This is a genomic window from Sphingobium sp. FG11, assembly GCF_057809915.1.
Genome location: NZ_JBMDKW010000002.1, coordinates 203281 through 225932, shown reverse-complemented (window position 1 = coordinate 225932; position 22652 = coordinate 203281). Strand labels below are relative to the sequence as shown.

Below are 22652 nucleotides of genomic sequence, written 5' to 3'. Positions count from 1 at the left end.
GGCGCGCAAGTCCAGCGCGCAAGTTCAGCGCTTTAGCCGCCGCGCAGGGCCAGCCGCCGCCCCGTCACCGCCGTCTGCATGATGAACAGCAGGATCAGCACGCCGCCCACCGTGCCCACGAACACGTCGAAGCCCGATATCCTGCCGAACAGGCCGGGCGAGGAGCCGAGCGCCATCATCATGATGGTCAGTCCGATCAGCATCAGGCGCAACTCGGTCGGCCCGGCGGCGAGATAGGAGAGTTTAAGCTCGCCCAGCACGCGAGCCGACAGAAAGGCGTGCACCGACAGCAGCAGATAGCCCGCGAGCGCGATCAGCGCGACGTCCATGCGCACGAACGGGCTGATCCCCATGCCCGCCAGGATCAGCAGCGTGGCGAGGCCGTCGCAACTATGGTCGATGAAATAACCGTAGGAGGGGCGTTCGATCTGGCGATAGCGCGCCAGGCTGCCATCCATCGAATCGCCGAACCACTGGATCGCATAGCCCGCGAGTGCAAGCAGCAGCCAGCCCACCGAAAAGACGCTCGCGGCATAGCCGGCGAAAATGGCGACCGCGCCGACCATGCCGAGTGAGGTGAGCAGATCGGGCGTCACCCATTGCGGCATGCGCGCGCAGAGCCAGTTCAGCAGCCGCCGTTCGGAACGGGCCAGCACATTCTGCTGGATCCGGGACAAAGGATTGACGTGGCGTTCGAGTGGCTTGGTCATGGAGCCTTATGACGGCGCATTCATATTTCTGCAACATGGGGGTGAGGAGCCTGACGCTGGCGCGCCCCGGCTGGGCGACGCGCGGGCAGGGCGCGTGGCTTTTCCGATTGAGCGCCGCTCCCGGCTCGGGCATGGAGCGATATGCGTTTTTCGTCCCTTGCCCTGCCGATGATGCTCGCCGCGCCCTTGCTGGTGTCGCTGACCTCCTGCGTCGGGCCGACCCCGCGGCCTTCCCGGCCTGCGCCTTCATCGCCATCCGCGTCCCGGCCCGCGCCGCATCGCCCTGCGCCAGCGGTTGCCGCGCCTTCGCCGGCGCCGGTCGCGACCGAATGGCAGTATCGACCGGCGACGCCGGGCAACTGGACCTATCGGGCGGACGGCGCGGGATCGGTCGCGCTGTTTGGCCCGACAGCGGGCGATACCCGCTTTTCGATCCGCTGCGACCGGGCCGCTGGGCGGATGCGGTTCGAGCGGGCAGGCGTCGGGCAGGGGGCGATGACCGTGCGCACCAGCACCGGCGCGGTGAGCTGGCCGGTCTCGCCGGCTACGGGGGCAGCGACGGTCGCCATTCGTGCAACGAACGACGCGATGCTCGACCAGATCGCCTATAGCCGGGGCCGGTTCATGGTGGAGGTCGCCGGGCTGGAGCCGCTGTACCTGCCCGCCTGGGGCGAGGTGTCTCGGGTGATCGAGGATTGCCGCGGCTAGGAGCGACGGGAGCGTGCGACGCACCCGATCGCGGAGGCAGTAGTATGATTCGAAAAAAGAATAATACAAGGCTTGAAGATGCTGCTCGTCTGATTCACATTCCATCTCGTGGCCGTCAGAGGACGCACCCGAAGCCGGCCATACGGGCTTCAACATAGCGAAAGGAGGTGATCCGATGTCTCATGGTTCAGCAATGGGGTCGGTCAAGTCCAATCGGGGAACGCGCCGCTGAGCGACGCCTTGATGCGTCGATTTTCCGAATATGGGTGATCAGCCGTCTTTTCCGCCTTTCGCGGACGGCCTGCCCTGTTCGGCAGATAGCGCGAGTAACGTTTCCCCTGGGCGGCACTTCCGGCCGCTGACCATGCACATGATGGGCCGTCGGGCGTCATGCCCGGCGGCCCCTCTCATGTTTGTGGGTTGTGAGCGGGGGATAGGTTACGCAGTGGGGCGGCTTTGGGTGGAAAGCGGACTGTCATCTTTTGGAGAGATAACCGGCAATAGCTGACGCTGCGCGTTAAAAATCATTCGGCAACAATCGCCGACAAGCGGACATCAGATGCGGATTGGCTCCATCACCATATTCTCGAACGCGATGGCGCGGGTGATGCTGATCCGCAGGCGCTCATCTATCCGTTCTATGCCGACGGTATAATCGCCGGGCTCGAAGTCGAAAAACATGCCGCCATATTGGGGGGCTGGTTCATCTCCTCCGCCCGTCAGCATTTCTCCCGGCCCTATGAATACGCGACCACTGGGAAAAGACAGCGAATACCGTCGAGGAAAACCGTCCTCATTGACGATGTCCAGATCATAAAATCCGTCACCTCCGAGGCCTACGATCATCAGGTTTCGACGGCTTATTTCGACTAACTCTTCCGCCGGATCGGCCCACCAATCCACATCGTCATCAAGCCGGTGCTTCAGCGCTCCTAAATCATAAACGACTATGGTGCTGGTGGTGGTGTAAATGCCGAATTCTGGCTGCAGGTTAACGGAAGCTGCGCCCCTGTGTCATCGGGTCTTTCCGACGAAGGAATATACTTTTTACCGAACCAGCGCCGCAAAAGACCCATCATGCCCTCCCAGTTCGCATAGATGTATCGCACGACGATCTTCGGAGCTAGGCAAAGCTGCCCGTCCGCTTACCATCAGATTTCATCATTCGGCGTCCGACGTGCCGCCCGAAAGAATGGCCGGTTTCAAGAATGAGGATGATCTGGCGGAGCGCCCATTGTGGTCGGTTCCAGACCGTCCGAATTTTCCACCCAGTTCCAGCCGTCCTTTTTCAGCCATGCCGACCGGAGGTTCTGAAAACCTCCGGAAAGGCATCCTATCGCTCCACGCCTTTGGCTTTTCCCCAGGCATGGGCGGCGGTGTAGCCGAGGTAGCCGGTGCCGAACAGGGCGTAGAGCGGTTCGGGCAGGGCGTTGAGATAAGCGCGCATGCCCGCCGTGATCGCCGCCGCGACGTCCGGGCGCACCCCCGCGATCAGGCCCATCGGCACCGACCAGAGCAGCAGCGCGTACATGAGGTAGAGAAAGGCGGGCCGGGCGCGGGCGCTCCAGGCGTCCGGCGGGGCTTCACCGATGTCGGGCGATGTGGCCATGCCTGCCTCTCCTAACCGATCCGGTTCGCCAGCCAGCCATAGAGAAACGCCTCATTGGCTGGTCGGCTTTCGGCGAGGGCGATATAGCGTTCGCCTTGCAGCGATTCGATCGCGGTCAGCAGCACCTTCTCGCCGCCCTTGCCGCGCAGCGCGATGAAGGCCGTGAGCGCGGCCAGTGTCCTGGCGCCGATGCTGCGATCGACCTTGATATCGGGATAATCCTGCTGGTTGCGGTTGAGTGCATTGAGCGCGCGCTGCAGGAAGCCGGTGGCCGTGCCCGCGCCCATATTGACCGCCGTATCGAACAGATCCGCCGCGATCTTCGGGCATGTTTCCGCGACGAAGGCATAGCCCGGCTGGCCCCAATAAAGCCGCTGATAGATCGCGACGGCGGTGGCGCGCGGCAAGTCGCGCATGTCGCCCGCATAGCCATTGGCTCGCGCCACGGCTTCGGTGATCCCCCAATTGGTCGCCCCGCCCCGGTCGGCCGGATGGCGGCTATAGCCCCCCTCCCGCGCGATAACCTCATCGATCAGTATCGCGATATCCATGATTGCCTCCTCTATGCGTCGAAGGCGAATCAGTTATCCTATATGGTTTGTTGTAGGACAGCGGGAAATGACAAAGAGGCGCCTTGCAAAGACGCGAAGAAACCGAGGTCCTTGCCTATCGCGCTTGGCATGACTCTTTAGCTTGGGGATTGAGCGGGCGAGCGGCTGGGGCGGAGAGCAGGGCGCTGGAACCTGTAAGGCATGACGGAGGTTTTCGCAGCCCCCGCGGTTGAGAGGCGCTGCATGCCTCGCTGACAGGGGGCACGCGCGGCTGGCAGCACGGCGCAAACGCGACCGTCGGCAATCCCGGTCAAGGATCTGTTGCGCACTACAATAGCGGTGCGTATTCATGACAAATGCGTATCGCCAAATGGAATTTGGTGGCGGTTCTGGCCGCGTTGATATTTGCGGCGCCTGCCTATGCGTGTCGCGTATATAGACCTCCCGAGCAACGTATTGCGGACGGCTACCGGAAAGGAGCAATTTCGGCCGTTGCTTTTGTGACTATTGAGAGCGCGGAATATACAAGTCCCGCATTGAGCGATTCCCATCCTTGGTCTGCAACAGCAAAAATTGGTCGAGTCATAAAAGGTGCATACTCTGCCAGAACCGTGAAATTCGTTCGCGGATGGGGATCGGCGGCTTGTGATGACGGGCAACCCTTGCCTAAGGTTGGAGATCGATGGGTCGTGTATTTTTGGAAGCCGCCCGAGCGCGATCAGGAAGCATGGGCCACATACCCGATTGATGTGGCATCGCTTGCGGACCCGTCGATTCTGCCAGCAAATTCTCCGCTGGATTCTGCGCCCTGACGCCGCCAGCACCCTGTGCCGTCGGGCGTTGGTTGCTGCAGTGAGTGGGGCGATTCAACGTCGCAGCTTACGGTCTGCCCATGCCGGGCACGCATACACAAACGGACAGCCTTCGCCGCCTATCAAATCATCGCTGTTGAATGTCGCCTCCCGCGCTCGCGCTTAGGAGTTTTTCGGGCATCCGTCCCCCGGACGGCCGCTTTTTCCGAAAAACTTGGTCGGGACGAGAGGATTCGAACCTCCGACCCCCACACCCCCAGTATGGGACAGGTAATTCCTTAGTTGCCGGTAGTTGCACGTAGATGCCTGTAAATGCTCATTAAGCAGAAAAATAGAACTACTTGTGCGCTCGTGGCAGGACGTCGTAGCACGTATTTGCGTGTTAGAAATTTGTTAGACGGAGTTTGTCATGGTGAAGCTAACGAAGGCGTTCATAGACAAGGTGAAGCCGCCTGTCGCTGCCTATGAGATGCACTGGGATGATGCGGTCGCTGGCTACGGGATGCGCGTCACCTCGACGGGCAAGCGGGTGTTCATGGTCATGGGGCGCGTGAAGGGGAAACAGGTCCAGTTCACCATCGGTAACTACGGCACCTATACCGAGGACACCGCGCGGAAGAAGGCGCAGAAGGTATTACAGCAGATGCGCGAGGGGATTGACCCCCGCGATGCCCAGAAGGAGGACGCCGCTGCCAAGGTAACATTGCGTGAGGTGGCGACCGAGTATCTGCATGGTCGCCCCGGCATGTTGCGGGACACGACCATTGTGGAGAAGGACCGCCACGTTGAGCAGGTGTTTGCAGCGTGGAAGGACAAGCCCATCGCCAGCATCACCGAGGCGGACATTCGGAAACGCTATACCGAGTTGGCGACGAAAGGTCTGCGGGGTAAGCCCGCCCCCGGTCAGGCTCAGATCGCTATGACCACGCTGTCCATCCTCATTAACTTCGCCATGCGCCGCTATAAGCGTGCAGATGGGACGCCGCTCATCACCCACAACCCCGTCGCCGCGATGAAAGGTGACTGGCCCGGCTTCAAGGCGCGCACCCGCGACATTGACGAGAAGCATATCGGCGCAGCTTGGAACCTGCTCACGGAAATGCGGGCGCATCCGAAGAATCAGGACGCCCTTGCTGGTATAGACCTTGTGCGCTTTTTGATGCTCACCGGATGCCGCAGGTCAGAGGGCGCAAGCCTTGAGTGGTCCAACGTCAATCTCGATGAAGCATGGTTCCACCTGCCCAATACAAAGAACGGCAATCCGGTTTGGCTCCCGTTGTCGTCGTTGGCGGTTGACCTGCTCCGGGCACGGAAGCCCAAGGACGACGACAAGGACGCCAGCCCCTATTGCTTCCCGTCGCGTGCCAAGGGAGGTTTCGTCACCGACACGCGCGCCCCGCTGGAACGAATTGCCAAGCTGATCGACCAGCCTATCTCGGCGCATGATTTGCGGCGCACGTTCGTATCGACAGGCGCGGCAACGCTGGACATCGACCTCTACAAGCTGGAATTACTCACTAACCATGTGCCGCAGTCGGTCACGCTGAAACACTATGCCCGCACCCAGAAGCTTCAGTATCTGCTGCCATTTACCCAGCAAATATCCGACTGGATTGAACAGCAGGCAGCGAAGGCGAGCGGCGCAAATGTGGTGAGCCTCCGCGCGTGACGCACCGCTGGGGCCGCGTGCCGCCGCGCACAGCCCCTTTCGCGCAGCGCCGCCGGGGTAGGGAGGGTGGCACCCCGGCTTCGTGCCCCAGCCGCCCCCTAGCCGAGAGGCCGGGGGCGGTCGGTCAAATCGAACTATTCGGGCAAAATCGGTCAAGACGGGGTGATGAGCCAATATCGCCCTGTTGCTCTTGAGAAGAAAAAAATTTTGACGATTGTATCTCGATGACACACCGAGCGCAGCATGTGTTTAGTCAGCGAAAATAAGTGCTTGCAAGACTAACTGCGAGCAGCTTAGTGTAACTACCTCATTAATCCTTATCGGCTCCACAGTGGAGTGTTCACCCCGGCGCTAGGTTGCAGCGCATGGAGTCGAACCATGAGCCAAATGACCTTTGAACAGCTCTGCGAATTGTTCAATTACGTCCCCAAGGGGCGTCCCCTTGATCCCAAAGAGACGGCCGAGGTGCTGGCGCTGTCGGTGGACACGCTGGAGGGCTACCGCACGCGCGGCGTCCCCCTGCGCCATTTCAGCCCGCCCGGTTCCCGCATCATACGTTACGCCGAGCGCGACGTCCTCGCATGGCTGGCTGCTGGCGCCCGATACAGCACCAGCGAGCAGGCCGCCTGACCCTCCTCATAAACAGGGGCAGGGTGGTGGCCCTGCCCCCGGAGTATCATCGTGAACAGCACCAACATACCCGATCTCCACGAGAGGTCGCAAACATCGACATGCCCCGAACATTTGCGGGCAAATTGCGCGCCGCGTAAAAATTCGCCGGATGCGGATGGCGATGGGCGCAGATTGACTACTACCCCGACGATGGAGGCGCGCCATGTCTGATAAGACCGTCGATGGTATTAGCTACAGCGCAGATTTCCTTGCTGAGGTGCCCCCTGACGTGAAAGCGGCCCAAGGCCACTGGGAAGCGGCGCGTGCGCGTGCGGAGAACGGGCAGGGCCATGACCCTGAGCTTGGTTTCCATCTCAACTGGAAAGAGAAGGCGGACTTTGAACAGAGCCGTGTGAAATTGATGGAGCAACATGCGCGTGCTGAAGAGGCGAAGACAAAGCGTGAGCGAATGCGGCGCGGGCTTCCCCCTGACGGGTCCGACGCTCCTCGCCACCTCGTCTTTCGCTCGCTGGGCGCAGTGCAGATGCACGCTATCGAGTGGCTGTGGACCGGGTGGATTCCGAAGGGATATATAACTCTGTTGGCGGGCGAAACGGGCGCGGGCAAGTCCACCGTGTTCGCGGACGTTACTGCGCGTGTGACCACAGGTGCGCCGTGGCCGGGTGAATACGACTGCCCCAACGCATGGCGGAAGCCTGAACGGGTGCTGTGGCTGGGTAGCGAGGACAGCATTGAGGAAATGACGGTGCCGAGGCTCGTCGCATGTGGTGCCAACCTTGCCAATGTTGTCGAGATTCAGGGCGTTATGCAGGAGGGTAAGCGCAATACCTTCTCTATGCAGGACGACTTGGAGGCGGTGAGCAAGGGGTTGGCTGAGGCGCGCGACATGGGCGACCCGTTCGCCATGCTCGTTATCGACCCCGTCACCAGCTATTTGCCGGGACAGAAGCTGCGCAAAGTGGACCTCAATGACGCGGGTCAGCTTCGCACGGTATTGGAACCGTGGCTGATCCTCGCCCAGACGCACAACATCGCCATTGTCTGTGTCACGCACTTTGCCAAGGACACGAACCGCGCGATGCTGCACCGTGTCCTCGGGTCTGCCGCGTTCGCCCAGACCTGTCGCTCCCTGTGCGCCGTGATTGAGCAGCCGCGCACTGAGGACGAGGAGCCAGACCCGCACGCCAAGGTGTTCATGCAGGTGAAGGTGAACTTGCCCGAACACCCCGGTGGGGCATGGCGCTTCCATACGGAGCGGGTCGAGGTTGGCAATGACCACAGGAACGGCAAGCCGATCTATGCCACGAAACCGGCATGGGACCAGCTAGACGCGGCGCTCACCCCGAATAGCACGGTTGGCAAGTCACGCGGACCAAAGAGCCAATATGAGCCTCAGTTCGCCATGTGGTTCCAAGCGTTCTACCTGATGTATCCTAACCACGACTGGCTACCCGTCAGCACGGTGAAACAGGTCGCCTTGCAGGAGAAGGTCGTCTCGGCAAGCTGGTGGGACAAGCATAGCGGTGACCACATGGAGAGGGAGAACGTCAAAGGCACTTGGATGTGCCGACCGAAGGTGGTTGCCGCTGCCAAAGAGTGAGTAGGGTGGGGAAAGTGGGGGCAGTGCAGTAAGGTGGGGAAACTGGGGAAAGTGCTAGCAACTCCTCACTTTGCACCACTGCCCCCACTTCACCACATTCCCCACCTTGCGGGGTTTCCCTACATGCGCGCTCGCGCGTGCCTGCCTGTGGTTATGGTTCCAACTTCGTCGCTGATGGTGTTGTTGACGGAAGGTCTGCGCGGGCGAGTATCCATTGAATGCGGTTTTCGTGCCCGCACTTTATGCACTTCACGATCTTTGGCTGCTCGTAGTTCATTTTCAACAATTCGTTCCGAGGAGCGAGCGTTGATTTGCCGCACGCGGCACATGGAATTTCTACCGAATCTAGTTCGAACGTGAAGCTGCCGTCATCCTCAATCGCCACCTTATAACCGCGACTGCAATTTTCGCTGTAGCATGACACCGATTGCCCGTGCTTCAGCAACCCGGCGCGCCGCTTATTCTTTTGACCACAAGCGCAGTTAAAGAATACCTCTTCGCCCAGACCGGAAAAGGTCATCGTGCCTTTGGCTAGGCGCTCCAATTCTGCAACCACAGCATCAACTTTTGCCCGTGTTTGAGCTTTATCTCCATAGTCGGGTATGTGGTCATTTTTGTGTTCGGGCACGCGAACGTGCAACGCCAGATTTGAAAGAGCCTGCCACAACCCTGCAATACGCTGAGGTTTGAATCCAATCTCGGTTCCAATCTCGACGTAATCTTCATCCTCTGGCTTCACGTCATCTCTAGCGGGGGTTCGGCTCATCGAGAGGGTCATCGTCAGACCGAGGTTCTCGTCTACCTCTTCCATGACCCTCTTAACCACATGGCGCGGTGTCCACGCTTTAAGGTCGGCGTGCGAGATATAGTCATGGCGCTGCCGGAGCCGATCGTAGCAGACCTTCTCCAAGGCCAATCGGGCTTCAAGAGCAGCATAGGTTACACTCGCGTCGGTGTCCTGCTCAACTAAGGTCCGTATGCGGTCAATGATTGGCTGAAGTTGTATCATCGCTCGATTGTGGCACAGGTTGCTTGCGTGGTCACCACATGCAGGGCCGCCAGCCGCCGCGCTGGGGCACGAAAGCACGCCTGCCCTCGCTAGGGTGAAGGCAACCCCGGCCTGCGCTGTGCGCGGCTTACAGCGGCCCGCCCGCATACGCACATTGCCGACCCACACATACGTCATGTCACGGTCAGTTACGCCTGAACTGAACTAAGTAATTGTTATAGCATATTTTTCGCTTGCATGACTTTCACTGGCCTCCCTAGCCTGTAGCCAATGTCTAGCCGTATCCGGCATGGGAGTTCGATAAAATGGCCGATGAAACTGATACCCGTATTTCGCCAACTCTTCATCCCGGCATCGCCGGTGTCATCCCTGATTACGATGACGAGACGCGCCCTTTGCTTGGACAGGCCGAGACGGCTGTGAGCGAAGCCTTCAAGGCGTTGCAGTCCATCCACAATGCCAAGGAAGGCGCGAAGCTGAACCCGACGCTCAATGACTTTGAGCAACTCGTCGCCGTGGACGACCACGCCATCAAGGTGATGAACCGGGTGGACGGCATTTGGGGACGGGCGATTGACGCCTTGAACAACAATGTGACCACGATGGAGCGGGAGCTTTACGCCCCTGTCGAGAGCAAAGCGTCTCGGAACATGGCGACGGAGATCCGCCAGCACTTCGCGGGTATGGAAATGGGTCCAAAGATGAACGCGCTGCGCAAGGCAATTGAGGCGGGCGACGAACTCACGGCATCGAGTATTCTGGGGGCGCCCAGCTACCTGTCCGGGCTGGACCCCGAATTGCACGCGGAATTTTTGAGGGACTGGCAAAATTCCCAGAACCCCATCGAAGCCAAGAAGGTGCGCGCCATGAAGGCGGCGGCTGACATGCTGAACCGCAACTACGCCATCCTCAGGACCGAAGTCCAGAACGCGGTCGGTGTCCATCAGGAGTATCAGGAGGACCGGCAGGGTCGCCGTGTTCTGGTTCGGACGTGGAGGGCCGCCGAGATACGCGCTCGCGTAAAAGCGTCAAAAGAACGCTTCGCCGTCCCCGTCTGAGGCGCTTGTTCTAATCAAATCAAGGTAGTTCGATGAACGCTGTCACGCCCCCTTGGGGCAACACGGATTGGAAGCCCGCGCCTCCGCTCCCCGCAACTGAGCCTCGCGGCCCCGGCAATCCGAACTGGATCGCTGGCGGACCTAGTCCGAATCCTGCCGGACGACCCGCAGGCGTGCCTGACAAACGGCTGCTCGCCACACAAGCGGCATTGGATGAGATAAAGGGCATCGTGCAAATGCTGGTGGGTCGCGCCCTCGAAGGGGATGTGAACGCTGCGAGCATCGTTCTGGCGAAGGTGCTTCCGAGCGTGAAGAGCCAGGCCGAGAAAGTGGCTTTCGATTTCGATGCGTCCGCGCCCATCAGCGTCCAAGTCGCTGCCGTGCTGCAAGCCGTCAGTGAAGGAAAACTGGCGGCCGATGTCGGACGCCTCATCTGTGACAGCATCGCCCGCCTCGGCGACGTGCGGATGCAGGAGACCCTTGAGGCCCGGATCGAAGCCTTGGAGGCCGCCGCCGATGCCCCTCGCTAAATTGGAATTATTTGTATTTCGGTTGCGAGGGTCGGCGATGCGACCGACCGGACCCCGACGATTGACACATGGGGGCACCCTATGACGACGATAACCACAGCCAGAAACCGCGTCATCACCGAGGCACCGGAACCCGATGACATCATGGTGCAGGTGATCTTGTTCGGCGAGGGCGACACGCCCGGAACAGTGCAGGGTCGCAGCCTGCGCCTTCTGCCCATCACCCACTATCAGGCAATGGTGGATTGGGCGGTCGGCATCGCGGACCAGATGGCGCACCGCATCTATGTCGTCCCGCTCAACCATAACGACATTCTGCGCAGCTCCCAGCGGTGGACGCCATACCGCGATTTCATCGCCGCCATGAACGATCAGCAGCGGGGCGAACTGCGCTCCATTGTGGTCAGCAGCATGTGTGAGGTCATGCGGGACTGCGACGAATGGCATGTCCGCGCCGACGCCCACGACATTCTCACTCAACTGAAGGTGATTCAATCATGACTGACAATACTGTTCCCGAGGGCAAGGCCGATGTTCCTGCCTCGCAGCTCAAGCGGGCAGAGAAGTATGGGATGCCCGCCCAGTATGCCGACCGCATCGTCCAACGCCATTTCGGCGTGACGGACGACCAGCTTTCGCTTGAGGCGGGGCAGGTCGCCAGCGACATTGAAATGAGCAAGGCGCTGATCGCGAGGCCGCACGAACACGGCAGCGTGATCGACTTGCGAGGTGTCCTGAACGTGCTCGACAGCAAGGGCTGACCACAATGTCGCTCCGCGCCCTCCAGCGCCGCGTGGCGAAGATAGAGAAGGGACGCAAACCGCTCCCTTCTCCTATCGTCATCATGTGCGGTTCGTTCGAGGCGTTCGCCGACGCGGCGTATGCGGAAGTCGTGGGGGGCAAGCTGGACCGGCAATTCCTCCATGTGCTCGATGATCTGCGCTCGTGGGAAGCCGGTGGCGTATGGATGCTGGCATATGCTCGCTGACGGTGATCCCGCGTGGCTGGTAGCGTGGCGGCACCAGCAGACTCAGCCCGCACCGCCCCCAGCACCCAAGCCACCAATACCGCCGCCTCCACCCGGCCCCCATGTGCCGCTCCGTATGCGCGGGCAAGCATTCGCCATCGGCATCATCGAGCCGGAGCCTTGGCCTTTCGACGGATGCTTGCGCCGGGAGCCGGTGAAGGACGCGGACTATCCATACCGCGTGGTCAGGAAGGTAGGCTGGCACCGCTGTCTCAAGTGCCGTCGTCCATTCTTCTCAGAGGATGTGCTTCGCCTGCGCCTGTGCAGCGGCGCTCAGGGATGCAGGGGAGACGAAGACAGATTCAGATGACGAGGTTGCAGGCGGTTCCAATTTGACGCCTGCGATGAGGGTTAAGGCCACCGACCCCTCGCCCTTCACAACATCGGGGCCAGCAGCGGGGCAGGTTTCCCTTTGCCACCGCCTGACGCTGCCAGCACCCTGCACCTCGCGGTGTGGGGTGCTGCTATGATATGAGAGACTCACCTGCCGCAATATGGAGTCACGTCTTGAAGCATCTATATCGCAAAGCCTTCGCTCACGAGCATGAGGCACAAGAGACCGCAAAAGGGTTCTTCATGCTGCCCGGTATCGACAAGCTCGGCACGCCGGAGGTTTCTACTTCGAATGAGGATGGCAAGCACTACGTCTATGTCGCGCTCGAAGGCGAGCCTGATCCCGGCGAAGTGCTGGCTGCGACGGGCTATGAGCGGGTTTCGTAACCCACCGCCATGACGATTCAGCGGCGCTGTTAGATATATGTTAGATGGCGCTGCTGAATGGCTTGCAAGATGCCCGCAGGGGGCGGGTAAGCTACTGTAAATAATAACTTTTTTGGTCGGGACGAGAGGATTCGAACCTCCGACCCCCACACCCCCAGTGTGATGCGCTACCAGGCTGCGCTACGTCCCGACCGAGCGGCGGCTCTTAGAGCGCTGTGTTTCAAGTTGCAAGCCATTAGGCGCGGCTTTTGCTCAGGTCCGCTGCGAAGGCCGCCCGTCCTTAATCATGTTGCCCCCGCGCCCTCATCTGTGTTAGCCGCGCGCCCTTGATCCGCAGCCGTTCCCGATGGCCTGCGGCGGACCAGACAGCCCGATGCCAGTAGTCAAATGCCAGTAGTCAAATGAAAGTCCCAGCCATGTTCATTACCCCAGCCTTTGCCCAGACCGCAGGCGGGCAGGCGTCCGGCGCTTCCGTCGTGATGCAGATGCTGCCGCTGGTGCTGATCTTCGCGGTGTTTTACCTGCTGCTCCTGCGTCCCCAGCAGAAGCGGATGAAGGCGCACAAGGCGAAGATCGACGCGGTGAAGAAAGGCGACAACGTCGTCACCGGCGGCGGGCTGGTCGGCAAGGTCGCGCGGGTCGACGAGACCTATGTCGATATCGAGCTGGCGCCCGGCATGAAGGTGAAAGCGGTCAAATCGACCCTGTCCGACGTCATCGACCCGATGGCCGCCAAGCCCGCGAACGACTGAGCGCATCGATGCTGAACTTTTCGCGCTCGGCGGTCTTTGCGATCCTGCTGCCGCTGGTGATCGGCATATTGTGCGCGGTGCCGAGTTTCCTGCCCGACCGGGTGGTGAGCCAGTTGCCCGGCTTCATGCAGACCCGCGTCAATCTGGGCCTTGACCTGTCGGGCGGCAGCCATTTGCTGCTCGAAGCCAGCACGCAGGATGTCGCCAGGCAGCGCCTCGCCAATATGGAGGAGCAGGTCCGCACCGAATTGCGCCGGGGCGACCCGCGCATCGCAATCGGCGACATCTCCAGCCGCGACGGCAAATTGAGCTTCATGGTCCGCAACCCGGCGCAGGTCGACGCGGCGGTGGAACGCATCCGCCCGCTGACGCAGGGCGCGGGGCTGACCGGGCAGCGCGACTTCAATGTGGAGGTGGTCAACAGCTCCACAATCGTCATCACGCCGACGCCTGCCGGCATCGACAATGCGATCAAGAGCGCGATGAAGGTCGCGACCGAAGTCATCCGCAAGCGCACCGATGAACTGGGCACGCGCGAACCCAATATCCAGCAGCAGGGCGACAATCGCATCGTCGTGCAGGTGCCGGGGTTGCAGGACCCCAAGGCGCTGAAAGACCTGCTCGGCAAGACCGCCAAGCTCGAATTCAAGCTGGTCGATTATACCGCAAATCCGGCCGAAGTGGCGCAGGGCCGCGCGCCGGTGGGCAGCGAAGTGCTGTCGTATCCCGGCAATCCGTCCGGCGTGCCCAAGATCGCGGTCCGGCGGCAGGTGATGGTGTCGGGCGAGGACCTGACCGACGCGCAGCAGACCTATGACCATCAGACCAACCAGCCCAATATCACGATCCGCTTCAGCGGCGCCGGCGGGCGCAAATTCGGCGAGGTGACGTCGCAGAACGTCAACCGGCCGTTCGCGATCATCCTCGACAATGAAGTCCTGTCCGCGCCCAATATCAACGAACCGATTCTGGGCGGCTCCGCGACGATCTCCGGTAATTTCACCGTCGAAACCGCCAACCAGCTCGCCATCGCACTGCGATCGGGCAATCTGCCGGTCGCGCTGACCGTGGTGGAGGAGCGGACCGTCGGGCCGGGGCTGGGCGCGGACTCGATCCGGGCGGGTCTGATCGCGTCGATCATCGCGGTCGCCGCCGTCGCCCTGTTCATGTTCATGAGCTATGGCCGTTTCGGCATGTATGCGAACATGGCGGTCGCCATCAACGTGGCTGTCATCCTGGGCGTGATGGGCATTTTGGGCGCGACGCTGACGCTGCCGGGCATCGCCGGTTTCGTACTGACCATCGGCACGGCGGTCGACGCCAACGTGCTGATCTACGAACGCATCCGCGAGGAGCGGCGGCGCGGGCGGAATGTCGTGCAGGCGATCGAGTTCGGCTATAAGGAAGCAAGCCGCACCATTTTCGAGGCGAACGTGACCCACGCCATCGCCGGCGGCATCATGCTCGCGCTCGGCTCCGGCCCGGTCAAGGGCTTTGCCATCGTGCTGCTGATTGGCATCGCGACCAGCGTGTTCACCGCCGTCACCTTCACCCGCATGGTCGTCGCGAACTGGGTGCGCCGCACCCGGCCGACGGACATCACCATTTAATAGGGGCGGGAGGACAGACCCATGAAACTCTTAAAACTCGTCCCCGACAATACCAATATCGGCTTCGTCGCGATCCGCCACTGGGCGTTCGCGCTGACGGCGCTGCTGACCGTGCTCGCGGTCGGCGCGACCGCCTATCGCGGGCTTAATCTGGGCGTCGATTTCGTCGGCGGCCTGATGATCGAGGCGAAATTCCCGCAGGCGGTGGAAACCGACAAGGTGCGCGACACGATCGCCAGCCTGCGTGTCGGCGAAAGCTCGCTCCAGCAGTTCGGCGATCCCCAGACCGTGCAGATCCGCCTGCCGCTGCCCGAACAGGGCGGCGCGGGCGCGGCCAATGCGGTGGTGGAAAAAACCCGCAAGGCGATGACCGCGCGCTTCCCCGGCGTCGTCTTTTCCCGCTACGACACGGTGTCGGGCAAGGTTTCGGGCGAGCTGATCCGCAACGGCGTGCTGGCGGTGATGCTGGCGGTGATCGGCATCGCGGTCTTTTCCTGGTTCCGCTACGAATGGCAGTTCGGCGTCTCGACCTTCGTCGCGATCATGCATGACGTCCTGATGACGCTCGGTTTCTTCGCTATCACGCAACTGGAATTCGACCTCAATATCGTCGCTGCCGTCCTGACGATCGTGGGCTATTCGATCAACGACAAGATGGTGATCGACGACCGCATCCGCGAAAATATGCGCAAATATCGCAAGATGGACATGAAGGCGCTGATCGACCTGTCGGTCAATGAAACGCTGCCGCGCACGGTGATGACCTCGGTCACGATCATGCTGGCGCTGGGCGCGCTGCTGCTGTTCGGCGGCCATGTGCTGCGCGGCTTCACCGCGGCGATGATGCTGGGCATCGTCGTCGGCACCTATTCGTCGGTCTATGTCTCGTCCTCGCTGCTGATCTCGCTGGGCCTCAAGCCCGGCATGGCCGAACGTAAAGCCCCCAAGGGGATCGCGGCGCAGGCCGAGCGGATGGGGCCGCGCGACGGAGCGCAACCCTGAGCGATAGGCCGCCCGAACCGCGCCGCGCCGGCATCGAGCTGCGCCGCGACGAGAGCGGGCAAGGACCGATCGTCACCGGCTTTGCCGGGCGCGGCTTCCGGGTGAAGGACGATGTGTTTCCGGCGGGCCTGCTGCTCAGCCCGACGCGCGCGCTGGCGTGGGATGATGCGCCAGCAATCGCCGCACTGACGGCGGATGCGCTGGGCGACCTGCTGGAGGGCGATCCGGTTCCGGAATTTCTGTTGCTCGGCACGGGCGCTGGCCTGCAACAGCCGCCGCGGGCTTTCGTGCGCGACCTGGAAGCACGCGGCTTTGGCGTCGAGGCGATGGACAGCCGCGCCGCCGCGCGCGCCTGGGGCGTGTTGCGGGCCGAAGAACGCTGGATCGTCGCGGCGCTGCTGCCGCTGTAGATTTTTCTGGATGCGCCTCGCGCGCATCGGCACCAGCCCTTTCCCCCACCCGCCTTGCGCTTTGCCACGCAGCCGCCTACTCTCTCTCTCAAGTTCCGGCGCCTTTCGGCCCGGCGAGCATGAAGCGAGATTCGGCCTTGGCGCACTATAGCCGCCCATCGCCGCAGGGTTCCGGTCCCGCCGGGGGTTTTTCGGGGAAGCGTGCCCCGACCGGCCCCGGCAATGGGAGCAAGGCTGCGGCCATTCCTCCCCCGCCAATAGCGCGGGGTCTTCCGTCCCATCAGCGCGGCCGGCGCGCCTATGCGGCCATCGACCTTGGCACCAATAATTGCCGCTTGCTGATCGCCAAGCCATCGGTTGACGGCTTTATCGTCGTCGACGCCTTTTCGCGCATCGTGCGGCTGGGCGAAGGGCTGGCGGCGACGGGGCGGATCAGCGACGCGGCGATCGATCGCGCCATCGCCGCGCTCGCCGTGTGCGCCGACAAGCTCAAGCGCCGCCATGTGACGCTCGCGCGCTCGGTGGCGACCGAAGCCTGCCGCCGCGCGTCCAATGGCGCGGATTTCATTGACCGGGTCTATCGAGAGACGGGCATCGCGCTCGACATCATCTCGGCGCAGGAAGAGGCACGGCTGGCGGTGCTGGGCTGTCATGCGCTGCTGGAGCCGGGCGACGGCCCCGCGCTGATCTTCGACATTGGCGGGGGATCGACCGAACTGGTGCTGGTCGATGCGAGCGGTGACGCCGCGCCGCGCATCGTCGATTGGGTCAGCGCGCCCTGGGGCGTGGTCTCGCTGACCGAAAGCGAATTGTTCGATCATGGCGACGCGGACGAGCGGGCCGCCGCCTATGGCCGGATGCGCGCGCGCGTGGCCGACGCCTTCGCCCCGCTCGCCCGGCGGTTGCCGCGTGAAGCGGAGGGGCGGCGGCTGCTCGGCACATCGGGCACGGTGACGACGCTCGCCAGCCTGCATCTGGAATTGCCGCGCTATGACCGGCAGGCGATCGACGGGCTGATCGTGCCGTCCGCCTCCATGCGATCGATCTCGACCCGGTTGGCGGGCATGACGCTGGCCGAGCGGCAGAAGCTGCCCTGCATCGGCACCGAACGCGCCGATCTGGTGGTGGCGGGCTGCGCGATCCTGGAATCGATCATGGATATCTGGCCCGCCGAGCGGCTGGGCGTCGCCGATCGGGGCATCAGAGAAGGCATATTGCGCGGCCTGATGGACCGCGACGGGGGCAAGTCATGAGGGGTGCGGGCGTCGGCAAGGTTCGGGTCAAGACGGCGAAGGGGCGCACCGCGCAATCGACCCGTTGGCTCGAACGGCAATTGAACGATCCCTATGTGCGCAAGGCCAAGGCCGAAGGGTGGCGCAGCCGCGCCGCGTTCAAGCTCATCGAGCTGGACGAGAAGTTCCATTTCGTAAAGGGCAGCCGCGCCGTGATCGATCTGGGCGTCGCGCCGGGCGGCTGGGCGCAGGTGGTGCGCAAACTCGCGCCCAAGGCGGCGGTCGTGGGCATCGACCTGCTGCCGACCGATCCGATCCCCGGCGTCACCCTGTTCGAGATGGACTTCATGGACGACGCCGCGCCCGACCGGCTGCGCGAGGCGCTGGGTATGGCGCCGGACCTCATCATTTCCGACATGGCGGCCAATACGGTGGGGCATGCCGCGACCGACCATCTGCGCACCATGGGGCTGGTCGAGGCGGCGGTGTGGTTCGCGGTGGAAAATCTGAGCAAGGGCGGCACCTTCGTCGCCAAAGTGTTCGCGGGCGGCACCGATGGCGAATTGCTGACCGTGCTCAAAAAGCATTTCACCACGATCAAACATGCCAAGCCCCCCGCCAGCCGCAAGGGCAGCGTCGAATGGTATGTCGTCGCGCAGGGGTTCAAGGGATTGCCCACCGACAAGGAGCGGGCGGACCAGGACGACTGACGGCGGCGAGGTTTCAGGGGGAAGGACGGGGCGTTTGGTTTCGACGGTATCGACGGTGGCCTATCTCGGGCTGGAGGCGCGCCGCGTCGAGGTCCAGTGCCAGCTGGTGCCGGGCCTGCCCAATTTCATCCTCGTAGGGCTGCCGGACAAGGCGGTGGCCGAAAGCCGTGAACGGGTGCAAGGTGTGGTAGTTGTATAGCATAAAAATCCGCAGAAATCTGCGGTTTCAAAGAGCATTCCAAAGCAAGCGGCCAAGCGACAGTAGCATTTGGACGGAGCCCAAAAGCGTTAGCCCCGCAACGACGATAACCTCAGTCCAAAACAGGAGGCGTCTCATCATCTTCATTCGCAGATCGCCCGTTGCTGGTTGAACTTGGGCCATATGACAGTGGTGCCGCTTTGAACCATCGCACAGTTGATTTCCGTGTTTGCCTTGTTCCAGCAAACGGCAGTCACGCGGTTATAGCTGGTGCCCGTCTGCTCACATTGTAGGATTTGGCCAGAGGCAAGCTCAGTCAGTTTGGACGTAGCGGAAGCGCCCGATGCTGACGGGCAAGGATGACCAACCTTACAGGTTTCATCGCTTTCACGAGCAGCAACCGCGTGAAGCCTGATCCTCGTGCCGTCAACGCATCGCAAGGTATCGCCGTCGGTGATGCTGCTAACGTTACAGGTAAAGCGGCCAGTAGATGAAAGAGCCGCCGCCTCGCTGGGCTGACTGGTGGGCCAGAAAAACACCACACAAAAGGTAGCCACGGTCAGCAATGCGGCAAAGCTGTAGATCTGCCATGCTGGGAAAGTGCGTTCTTTCTTAGGAGGCCAACCGTTCGAGCGCGGCCGCCATTTTTTACGACGCCCATAGGGACGCATATAGTTCCAAAAGAACAGCGGCACCAAAACGGCCAAAGCTGGAACGATGATGAACAGGCCAGAAAAGCTGGTGTGTTTCTCCATCCAGATGCCTGCGCCAAGCGCCCCTACGATGGCAAGCTCTATTAAAAAGCCCTGTTGTGATCGCCGCCCCATGATCTCCCCCGCGCCTCATCCATAATGTGGCCGTGCATAAATACGGCATGAGATTCTACGAATTTGCAACGACCAAACCAAAGAAGCCGCGCAAGCCCAAGAAACCCTTGACGCCTGCACAATCCATAGTGGCCGCGAAAAAGCGTCAGGTCGAGTTAGCGAAGCAGGCGCTTCAATCCGTGAAAGATCACCAGAAGCGCCGGAAGGAGGCGGAGCGCACTCGCCAAACTTCGTACATCGCGCCGCTGCCAGATCGTAAGGAATAAATTCCTGAGGGGCCGTCAGAGAGCGGCCTGCCTGAATGCCTTGGTCAAATCTTCGATGGTAAGCGCTGCCGCCAATTTCGCCTGCTCGTCCAGATATTCGCGCGCGTTACGCCCTGTGGCGATGCCATGGGCTTTGATGAAGTCAGCCATATTGTCGACCGCAGCCTTTGATGGCTTACGTGAACGCTTGGCGACAATCAGTGCGCCAATATATGGCAGCTTGAGTTCCACACAGACCCGGCCAAGTTGGCTGAATGGACGGGAAAACTTACGGAAGAACGATGCGTAGGTTGGCGCTTCCCCGTGCAGATGAACCCAAAGATCGGTATAGCTGGCGCGCCCATCCAAGCTGTTCTGGGCAACCGTCAGGATCGCCGTCCCAAATTCATACGGTGATAGGCATTCTGATTGAGCGGACATCTAGGCATCTCCATGCGAGAATGCCTACGTCGATGAAAATCATTGAGAATCGGTTTCATCTGCCTGCAACTGAGGCGACCGCCTGTAAGGCAGACTCCCATTCTACCCACGTATATCCATCCAGTACGATGGTCGATGCCGTGTAAGCACAGAAATTTACTATGTAGACAATTCCAGATGATGGGGCGGTTCACTAATAGTGAGCGGGCAAACGAAAACGCCCCCACGGCGAGCCGTGAGAGCGTTTCAAAGGCCGTCGCTGGAACGCATATGCGTCTCCATGGGCTATATGTGCTGCCACACTGGCGCGGTGGCAGGTTGCGTTCAGTAGTTAGTCGGGGATTGGATCGGCAAACTGCTCAAGATGCTCAGTTTGCTTTTGCAGTCGCTTTGCCTTCATGTCAGCCACGGTCGCTTTGAAGGCGGCGGTCACCTCCTCAACATCGGCCCCATCTGCCAGCAAATCGGAGAACTCCTCATCATAGCGCAGATTGACCAACACTGCGCCTGCGCTCTCCTTCACTTCTTCCCGCTTGGCATCGATTCCAGCCTGAATTTCAGCTTCGCGGGCTAGAATTTTCCTGCCCTTCGCAACGACAAACTCATCGTATTTGGCCTGTTCCCAGCCATCCACACCGACAACGAACAGCTTTTCGCCAACCACCTTGAAGGTGATGCGACCGAACTCAACAGCTTCTGGCAGTTGGGCGGGCTTGGCAAATTCAAACACATCGTCGTTGGCGGGGTTTTCCGCCTTGGTGACAGCATTGGCGCGATCCTGTTGACGCCGTGCAATTTGTCGTGGCGTAGGCTTTTTGGCTCGCTGCGCCGCCTGCTTGGCGGCCCATTGCCTGTAGTGCATTTCTAGCGCCAGAATCCCGCCATAAACCTTGCCGTCCTCTTTGGATTTGAATTTTGCCGTGGTAATGAAATCAACCACGTCAGGCACTCTAACCTTACTGCCTTCCAGAACGGCAAGGACGCAGCCATATTTCTCGGCAGAACGATCACGCCGGTATGCGCGATTGGCAATGCTTTCATGCTGGCCATCGGCGATGGGGGCGTTAGTGTCGGTATTGACCCAACGCCCGTAGAGCAGCGCCGTGATGGCATTCCATTTGTTATAACTGCCGGTCGATGTGAGAGCCTTCGCCTGCTTGCCCAGATCGTGCTGCGACAAAACGGTCGTCAAATGTTCGCGATTGTAGATCGACGAAAAGCAGGCAAGGCCAAAGGCATAGGCTTCCGCAAGCTGCTGGTAGAGGATTTGGCGACCAGCGACTCTGAGCTTCGTCTGCGCCTCGTTATCGGCGACAAGGGACTTCTGCTTGAAGGCAGCAATTAGTTCCAGAATGCGCTCGGCGGGCAACTGACTCATGCCAGTGGAAACGTCATCACGGAGAAGCCCAAAACGCTTGGCAGCATAGTGGACCTCAGAGCCATCGTCCTGCTTCTCAACTTCAAAATCGAACCACCCGCGATCAGCATCAAAGCGCTTCACGAGTAGCAACTCACTAATATCAGACATTCGGTGTTCTCCTTCATCGACGCGGCACAATGCGGCGTCGTGAGGAGTTGATACGTCAGGGTTGTCCTGATAGGTGAATGTCAGGATCATTTTGGACAAATAAGCCAACAAAATATGTCAGAAAAACACCTGTCAATCCTCAGCGAGGAGGCAAAGTGGTATCAGCTATGGGGTTGGTATCTCAGGGCAAGTCCAAGCTACGAGCGGGCGCGCTATTTCAGGACTGGGGTATCGTTTGGCGGTGGCGATCTGCCCGCCGATTTCGACGATGTGCTGAAGGTATATGACGCCTTTGGGGACGTGAGGTTCATGTCCATCACCCGTTGGTGGCGATCCGTGGCGATCCCGCAATTCGGCGTATCAGCAGATAGGCCGAGAGTAACGCGCCTGGGGGCCATCAGGCATTATGACGAGGATGATCGTCTTGCGCGCATACGGAGCAGCGTCAGGGATTTTTTGAATGAGGAGTGGCTGGATCAAATTCAGCCAACGTCAATCATCGCGTCCATTCCCATTGGTTTGCCCAAGGCGCAGATCATGACGCAGGTTTCTGCGATGATCGACGACCTTAGTAAACGCGAGGCTGAAAGCGGAGCGGACACAATGACAGGCGATGCGCCGTTCAAGCTGTCGAGATCGACAAAGCTGCATTATGCCAGCGTGTTGCGATACCTAAAGTGCCTGCACGTGAAGTCGGCAAATCCCAAAATGACCTTGTGGCAAGTTGGGGCCACGGCAGGGCTGAGCGTGCAGCATCGCTCATTGGACCCGTCAGCAACGCCAAGTGCTGAAAACGCCGAAGGTCGGACTGCGCTCAAAGAGCTAACCAGCCGTGCCTTGAGTCGTGGCCATATGATCGCGGAAAACGCAGCAAGGGGCATCTTCCCCAGCTACGCCAAATGCGAACACGCACGGCCTGTCGATTACCCCTTCATATATCGTAAGCGCTTTGGCCCGATCCATAGAGCTTAGAAATCCCCATAATCGGCCACTACTAGTGGGGTGATGTGCGGCCTGCCCTTGTAACACGGCACCAGCATGGGAAGGCTGCGCCAATCTT

At 60.8% G+C, this 22652-nt stretch carries 27 protein-coding genes and 1 tRNA gene; 19 read left to right on the top strand and 9 right to left on the bottom strand.

All coding sequences use genetic code 11. The features are described from left to right. Positions 1–32: 32 nt before the first annotated feature. Positions 33–710, bottom strand: a complete 678-nt coding sequence (locus ACODSN_RS02720) for a CDP-alcohol phosphatidyltransferase family protein (protein WP_489052947.1) — start codon at positions 708–710, stop codon at positions 33–35. A 141-nt stretch (positions 711–851) separates the two neighbouring features. Here ACODSN_RS02720 and ACODSN_RS02715 point away from each other — a divergent pair, with 141 nt between their 5' ends. Continuing rightward, on the top strand, positions 852–1418 hold the full coding sequence (locus tag ACODSN_RS02715) for a hypothetical protein (protein ID WP_489052946.1): 567 nt from the start codon (positions 852–854) through the stop codon (positions 1416–1418). 555 nt (positions 1419–1973) lie between these two features. On the opposite strand, the gene ACODSN_RS02710 is transcribed toward ACODSN_RS02715, so the two are convergent. The 3 genes from ACODSN_RS02710 to ACODSN_RS02700 all read right to left on the bottom strand — a co-directional run bounded on the left by ACODSN_RS02710 (position 1974) and on the right by ACODSN_RS02700 (position 3578). Continuing rightward, complete coding sequence (locus ACODSN_RS02710) at positions 1974–2390, bottom strand: DUF6386 family protein (RefSeq protein WP_489053042.1); 417 nt, start codon at positions 2388–2390, stop codon at positions 1974–1976. A gap of 361 nt (positions 2391–2751) precedes the next feature. Further along, a complete protein-coding gene (locus ACODSN_RS02705; protein ID WP_489052944.1) occupies positions 2752–3027 on the bottom strand; it encodes a 3TM-type holin in 276 nt (91 codons plus the stop codon). A gap of 11 nt (positions 3028–3038) precedes the next feature. Beyond that, positions 3039–3578, bottom strand: a complete 540-nt coding sequence (locus ACODSN_RS02700; protein ID WP_489052943.1) for a glycoside hydrolase family 108 protein — start codon at positions 3576–3578, stop codon at positions 3039–3041. Between the two features lie 356 nt (positions 3579–3934). Here ACODSN_RS02700 and ACODSN_RS02695 point away from each other — a divergent pair, with 356 nt between their 5' ends. The 4 genes from ACODSN_RS02695 to ACODSN_RS02680 all read left to right on the top strand — a co-directional run bounded on the left by ACODSN_RS02695 (position 3935) and on the right by ACODSN_RS02680 (position 8292). Beyond that, positions 3935–4390 carry a hypothetical protein gene (locus ACODSN_RS02695; RefSeq protein WP_489052942.1) on the top strand — a complete coding sequence of 152 codons (456 nt, stop codon included), beginning with the start codon at positions 3935–3937 and terminating at the stop codon, positions 4388–4390. A gap of 409 nt (positions 4391–4799) precedes the next feature. Further along, entirely contained in the window at positions 4800–6059 is a 1260-nt protein-coding gene (locus tag ACODSN_RS02690; protein WP_489052940.1) for a tyrosine-type recombinase/integrase, read from the top strand. Positions 6060–6437: 378 nt separating this feature from the next. After that, the gene (locus ACODSN_RS02685) at positions 6438–6689 is read left to right on the top strand and encodes a helix-turn-helix transcriptional regulator (RefSeq protein WP_489052939.1); all 252 of its coding nucleotides are present in this window, start codon (positions 6438–6440) and stop codon (positions 6687–6689) included. A 205-nt stretch (positions 6690–6894) separates the two neighbouring features. Beyond that, positions 6895–8292, top strand: a complete 1398-nt coding sequence (locus tag ACODSN_RS02680) for an AAA family ATPase (protein WP_489052938.1) — start codon at positions 6895–6897, stop codon at positions 8290–8292. A gap of 151 nt (positions 8293–8443) precedes the next feature. On the opposite strand, the gene ACODSN_RS02675 is transcribed toward ACODSN_RS02680, so the two are convergent. Next, positions 8444–9478: a hypothetical protein gene (locus tag ACODSN_RS02675; protein WP_489052936.1), complete on the bottom strand. Its 1035-nt coding sequence runs from the start codon at positions 9476–9478 to the stop codon at positions 8444–8446. Positions 9479–9606: 128 nt separating this feature from the next. On the opposite strand from ACODSN_RS02675, the gene ACODSN_RS02670 reads away from it, so the two are divergent. The 6 genes from ACODSN_RS02670 (at position 9607) to ACODSN_RS02645 (ending at position 12636) form a co-directional block, all read left to right on the top strand. Continuing rightward, positions 9607–10359: a hypothetical protein gene (locus ACODSN_RS02670; RefSeq protein WP_489052935.1), complete on the top strand. Its 753-nt coding sequence runs from the start codon at positions 9607–9609 to the stop codon at positions 10357–10359. Positions 10360–10532: 173 nt separating this feature from the next. Beyond that, positions 10533–10889: a hypothetical protein gene (locus ACODSN_RS02665; protein ID WP_489052934.1), complete on the top strand. Its 357-nt coding sequence runs from the start codon at positions 10533–10535 to the stop codon at positions 10887–10889. A gap of 81 nt (positions 10890–10970) precedes the next feature. Beyond that, the gene (locus ACODSN_RS02660) at positions 10971–11390 is read left to right on the top strand and encodes a hypothetical protein (protein WP_489052933.1); all 420 of its coding nucleotides are present in this window, start codon (positions 10971–10973) and stop codon (positions 11388–11390) included. Further along, positions 11387–11650 carry a hypothetical protein gene (locus tag ACODSN_RS02655; RefSeq protein WP_489052931.1) on the top strand — a complete coding sequence of 88 codons (264 nt, stop codon included), beginning with the start codon at positions 11387–11389 and terminating at the stop codon, positions 11648–11650. The genes ACODSN_RS02660 and ACODSN_RS02655 overlap by 4 nt, the downstream gene beginning before the upstream one ends. A 5-nt stretch (positions 11651–11655) precedes the next feature. Further along, positions 11656–11877, top strand: coding sequence for a hypothetical protein (locus ACODSN_RS02650; protein WP_489052929.1), 222 nt, complete (start codon positions 11656–11658; stop codon positions 11875–11877). Between the two features lie 546 nt (positions 11878–12423). After that, complete coding sequence (locus tag ACODSN_RS02645; protein WP_489052928.1) at positions 12424–12636, top strand: hypothetical protein; 213 nt, start codon at positions 12424–12426, stop codon at positions 12634–12636. Positions 12637–12749: 113 nt separating this feature from the next. Here ACODSN_RS02645 and ACODSN_RS02640 read toward each other — a convergent pair. Further along, positions 12750–12826, bottom strand: a tRNA-Pro gene (locus ACODSN_RS02640). Between the two features lie 226 nt (positions 12827–13052). On the opposite strand from ACODSN_RS02640, the gene yajC reads away from it, so the two are divergent. From yajC to ACODSN_RS02605, 7 genes are all read left to right on the top strand, one after another. Continuing rightward, on the top strand, positions 13053–13388 hold the full coding sequence (yajC, locus tag ACODSN_RS02635) for a preprotein translocase subunit YajC (protein WP_489052926.1): 336 nt from the start codon (positions 13053–13055) through the stop codon (positions 13386–13388). A gap of 8 nt (positions 13389–13396) precedes the next feature. Then, the gene (secD, locus tag ACODSN_RS02630) at positions 13397–14998 is read left to right on the top strand and encodes a protein translocase subunit SecD (protein WP_489052924.1); all 1602 of its coding nucleotides are present in this window, start codon (positions 13397–13399) and stop codon (positions 14996–14998) included. 21 nt (positions 14999–15019) lie between these two features. Further along, complete coding sequence (secF, locus tag ACODSN_RS02625) at positions 15020–16000, top strand: protein translocase subunit SecF (protein WP_489052922.1); 981 nt, start codon at positions 15020–15022, stop codon at positions 15998–16000. A 68-nt stretch (positions 16001–16068) separates the two neighbouring features. Continuing rightward, entirely contained in the window at positions 16069–16410 is a 342-nt protein-coding gene (locus ACODSN_RS02620) for an Mth938-like domain-containing protein (RefSeq protein ID WP_489053040.1), read from the top strand. Between the two features lie 137 nt (positions 16411–16547). After that, positions 16548–17663 (top strand): Ppx/GppA phosphatase family protein, encoded by a 1116-nt coding sequence (locus tag ACODSN_RS02615; protein ID WP_489053039.1) that lies wholly within the window; start codon positions 16548–16550, stop codon positions 17661–17663. Further along, the gene (locus ACODSN_RS02610) at positions 17660–18352 is read left to right on the top strand and encodes an RlmE family RNA methyltransferase (protein ID WP_489052921.1); all 693 of its coding nucleotides are present in this window, start codon (positions 17660–17662) and stop codon (positions 18350–18352) included. The genes ACODSN_RS02615 and ACODSN_RS02610 overlap by 4 nt, the downstream gene beginning before the upstream one ends. Positions 18353–18386: 34 nt before the next feature. Then, positions 18387–18551 (top strand): hypothetical protein, encoded by a 165-nt coding sequence (locus ACODSN_RS02605; protein ID WP_489053045.1) that lies wholly within the window; start codon positions 18387–18389, stop codon positions 18549–18551. Between the two features lie 143 nt (positions 18552–18694). On the opposite strand, the gene ACODSN_RS02600 is transcribed toward ACODSN_RS02605, so the two are convergent. The 3 genes from ACODSN_RS02600 to ACODSN_RS02590 all read right to left on the bottom strand — a co-directional run bounded on the left by ACODSN_RS02600 (position 18695) and on the right by ACODSN_RS02590 (position 21682). Then, positions 18695–19306: a thermonuclease family protein gene (locus tag ACODSN_RS02600; protein ID WP_489052920.1), complete on the bottom strand. Its 612-nt coding sequence runs from the start codon at positions 19304–19306 to the stop codon at positions 18695–18697. A 353-nt stretch (positions 19307–19659) separates the two neighbouring features. Beyond that, positions 19660–20064 (bottom strand): hypothetical protein, encoded by a 405-nt coding sequence (locus ACODSN_RS02595; protein WP_489052918.1) that lies wholly within the window; start codon positions 20062–20064, stop codon positions 19660–19662. Positions 20065–20395: 331 nt separating this feature from the next. Continuing rightward, positions 20396–21682: a hypothetical protein gene (locus ACODSN_RS02590; RefSeq protein ID WP_489052917.1), complete on the bottom strand. Its 1287-nt coding sequence runs from the start codon at positions 21680–21682 to the stop codon at positions 20396–20398. A gap of 24 nt (positions 21683–21706) precedes the next feature. Between ACODSN_RS02590 and ACODSN_RS02585 the strand changes: the two genes are divergently transcribed. After that, positions 21707–22564, top strand: coding sequence for a hypothetical protein (locus tag ACODSN_RS02585; protein ID WP_489052915.1), 858 nt, complete (start codon positions 21707–21709; stop codon positions 22562–22564). The last annotated feature ends 88 nt before the right edge of the window (positions 22565–22652 follow it).

Bases quoted from the DNA above. Each gene is read 5' to 3' on its own strand.
- ACODSN_RS02720 (WP_489052947.1), bottom strand. From the start codon at position 710: ATGACCAAGCCACTCGAACGCCACGTCAATCCTTTGTCCCGGATCCAG.
- ACODSN_RS02715 (WP_489052946.1), top strand. From the start codon at position 852: ATGCGTTTTTCGTCCCTTGCCCTGCCGATGATGCTCGCCGCGCCCTTG.
- ACODSN_RS02705 (WP_489052944.1), bottom strand. From the start codon at position 3,027: ATGGCCACATCGCCCGACATCGGTGAAGCCCCGCCGGACGCCTGGAGC.
- ACODSN_RS02700 (WP_489052943.1), bottom strand. From the start codon at position 3,578: ATGGATATCGCGATACTGATCGATGAGGTTATCGCGCGGGAGGGGGGC.
- ACODSN_RS02695 (WP_489052942.1), top strand. From the start codon at position 3,935: ATGCGTATCGCCAAATGGAATTTGGTGGCGGTTCTGGCCGCGTTGATA.
- ACODSN_RS02690 (WP_489052940.1), top strand. From the start codon at position 4,800: ATGGTGAAGCTAACGAAGGCGTTCATAGACAAGGTGAAGCCGCCTGTC.
- ACODSN_RS02685 (WP_489052939.1), top strand. From the start codon at position 6,438: ATGAGCCAAATGACCTTTGAACAGCTCTGCGAATTGTTCAATTACGTC.
- ACODSN_RS02680 (WP_489052938.1), top strand. From the start codon at position 6,895: ATGTCTGATAAGACCGTCGATGGTATTAGCTACAGCGCAGATTTCCTT.
- ACODSN_RS02675 (WP_489052936.1), bottom strand. From the start codon at position 9,478: ATGACGTATGTGTGGGTCGGCAATGTGCGTATGCGGGCGGGCCGCTGT.
- ACODSN_RS02670 (WP_489052935.1), top strand. From the start codon at position 9,607: ATGGCCGATGAAACTGATACCCGTATTTCGCCAACTCTTCATCCCGGC.
- ACODSN_RS02660 (WP_489052933.1), top strand. From the start codon at position 10,971: ATGACGACGATAACCACAGCCAGAAACCGCGTCATCACCGAGGCACCG.
- ACODSN_RS02655 (WP_489052931.1), top strand. From the start codon at position 11,387: ATGACTGACAATACTGTTCCCGAGGGCAAGGCCGATGTTCCTGCCTCG.
- ACODSN_RS02650 (WP_489052929.1), top strand. From the start codon at position 11,656: ATGTCGCTCCGCGCCCTCCAGCGCCGCGTGGCGAAGATAGAGAAGGGA.
- yajC (WP_489052926.1), top strand. From the start codon at position 13,053: ATGTTCATTACCCCAGCCTTTGCCCAGACCGCAGGCGGGCAGGCGTCC.
- secD (WP_489052924.1), top strand. From the start codon at position 13,397: ATGCTGAACTTTTCGCGCTCGGCGGTCTTTGCGATCCTGCTGCCGCTG.
- secF (WP_489052922.1), top strand. From the start codon at position 15,020: ATGAAACTCTTAAAACTCGTCCCCGACAATACCAATATCGGCTTCGTC.
- ACODSN_RS02610 (WP_489052921.1), top strand. From the start codon at position 17,660: ATGAGGGGTGCGGGCGTCGGCAAGGTTCGGGTCAAGACGGCGAAGGGG.
- ACODSN_RS02600 (WP_489052920.1), bottom strand. From the start codon at position 19,306: ATGGAGAAACACACCAGCTTTTCTGGCCTGTTCATCATCGTTCCAGCT.
- ACODSN_RS02595 (WP_489052918.1), bottom strand. From the start codon at position 20,064: ATGTCCGCTCAATCAGAATGCCTATCACCGTATGAATTTGGGACGGCG.
- ACODSN_RS02590 (WP_489052917.1), bottom strand. From the start codon at position 21,682: ATGATCCTGACATTCACCTATCAGGACAACCCTGACGTATCAACTCCT.
- ACODSN_RS02585 (WP_489052915.1), top strand. From the start codon at position 21,707: ATGTCAGAAAAACACCTGTCAATCCTCAGCGAGGAGGCAAAGTGGTAT.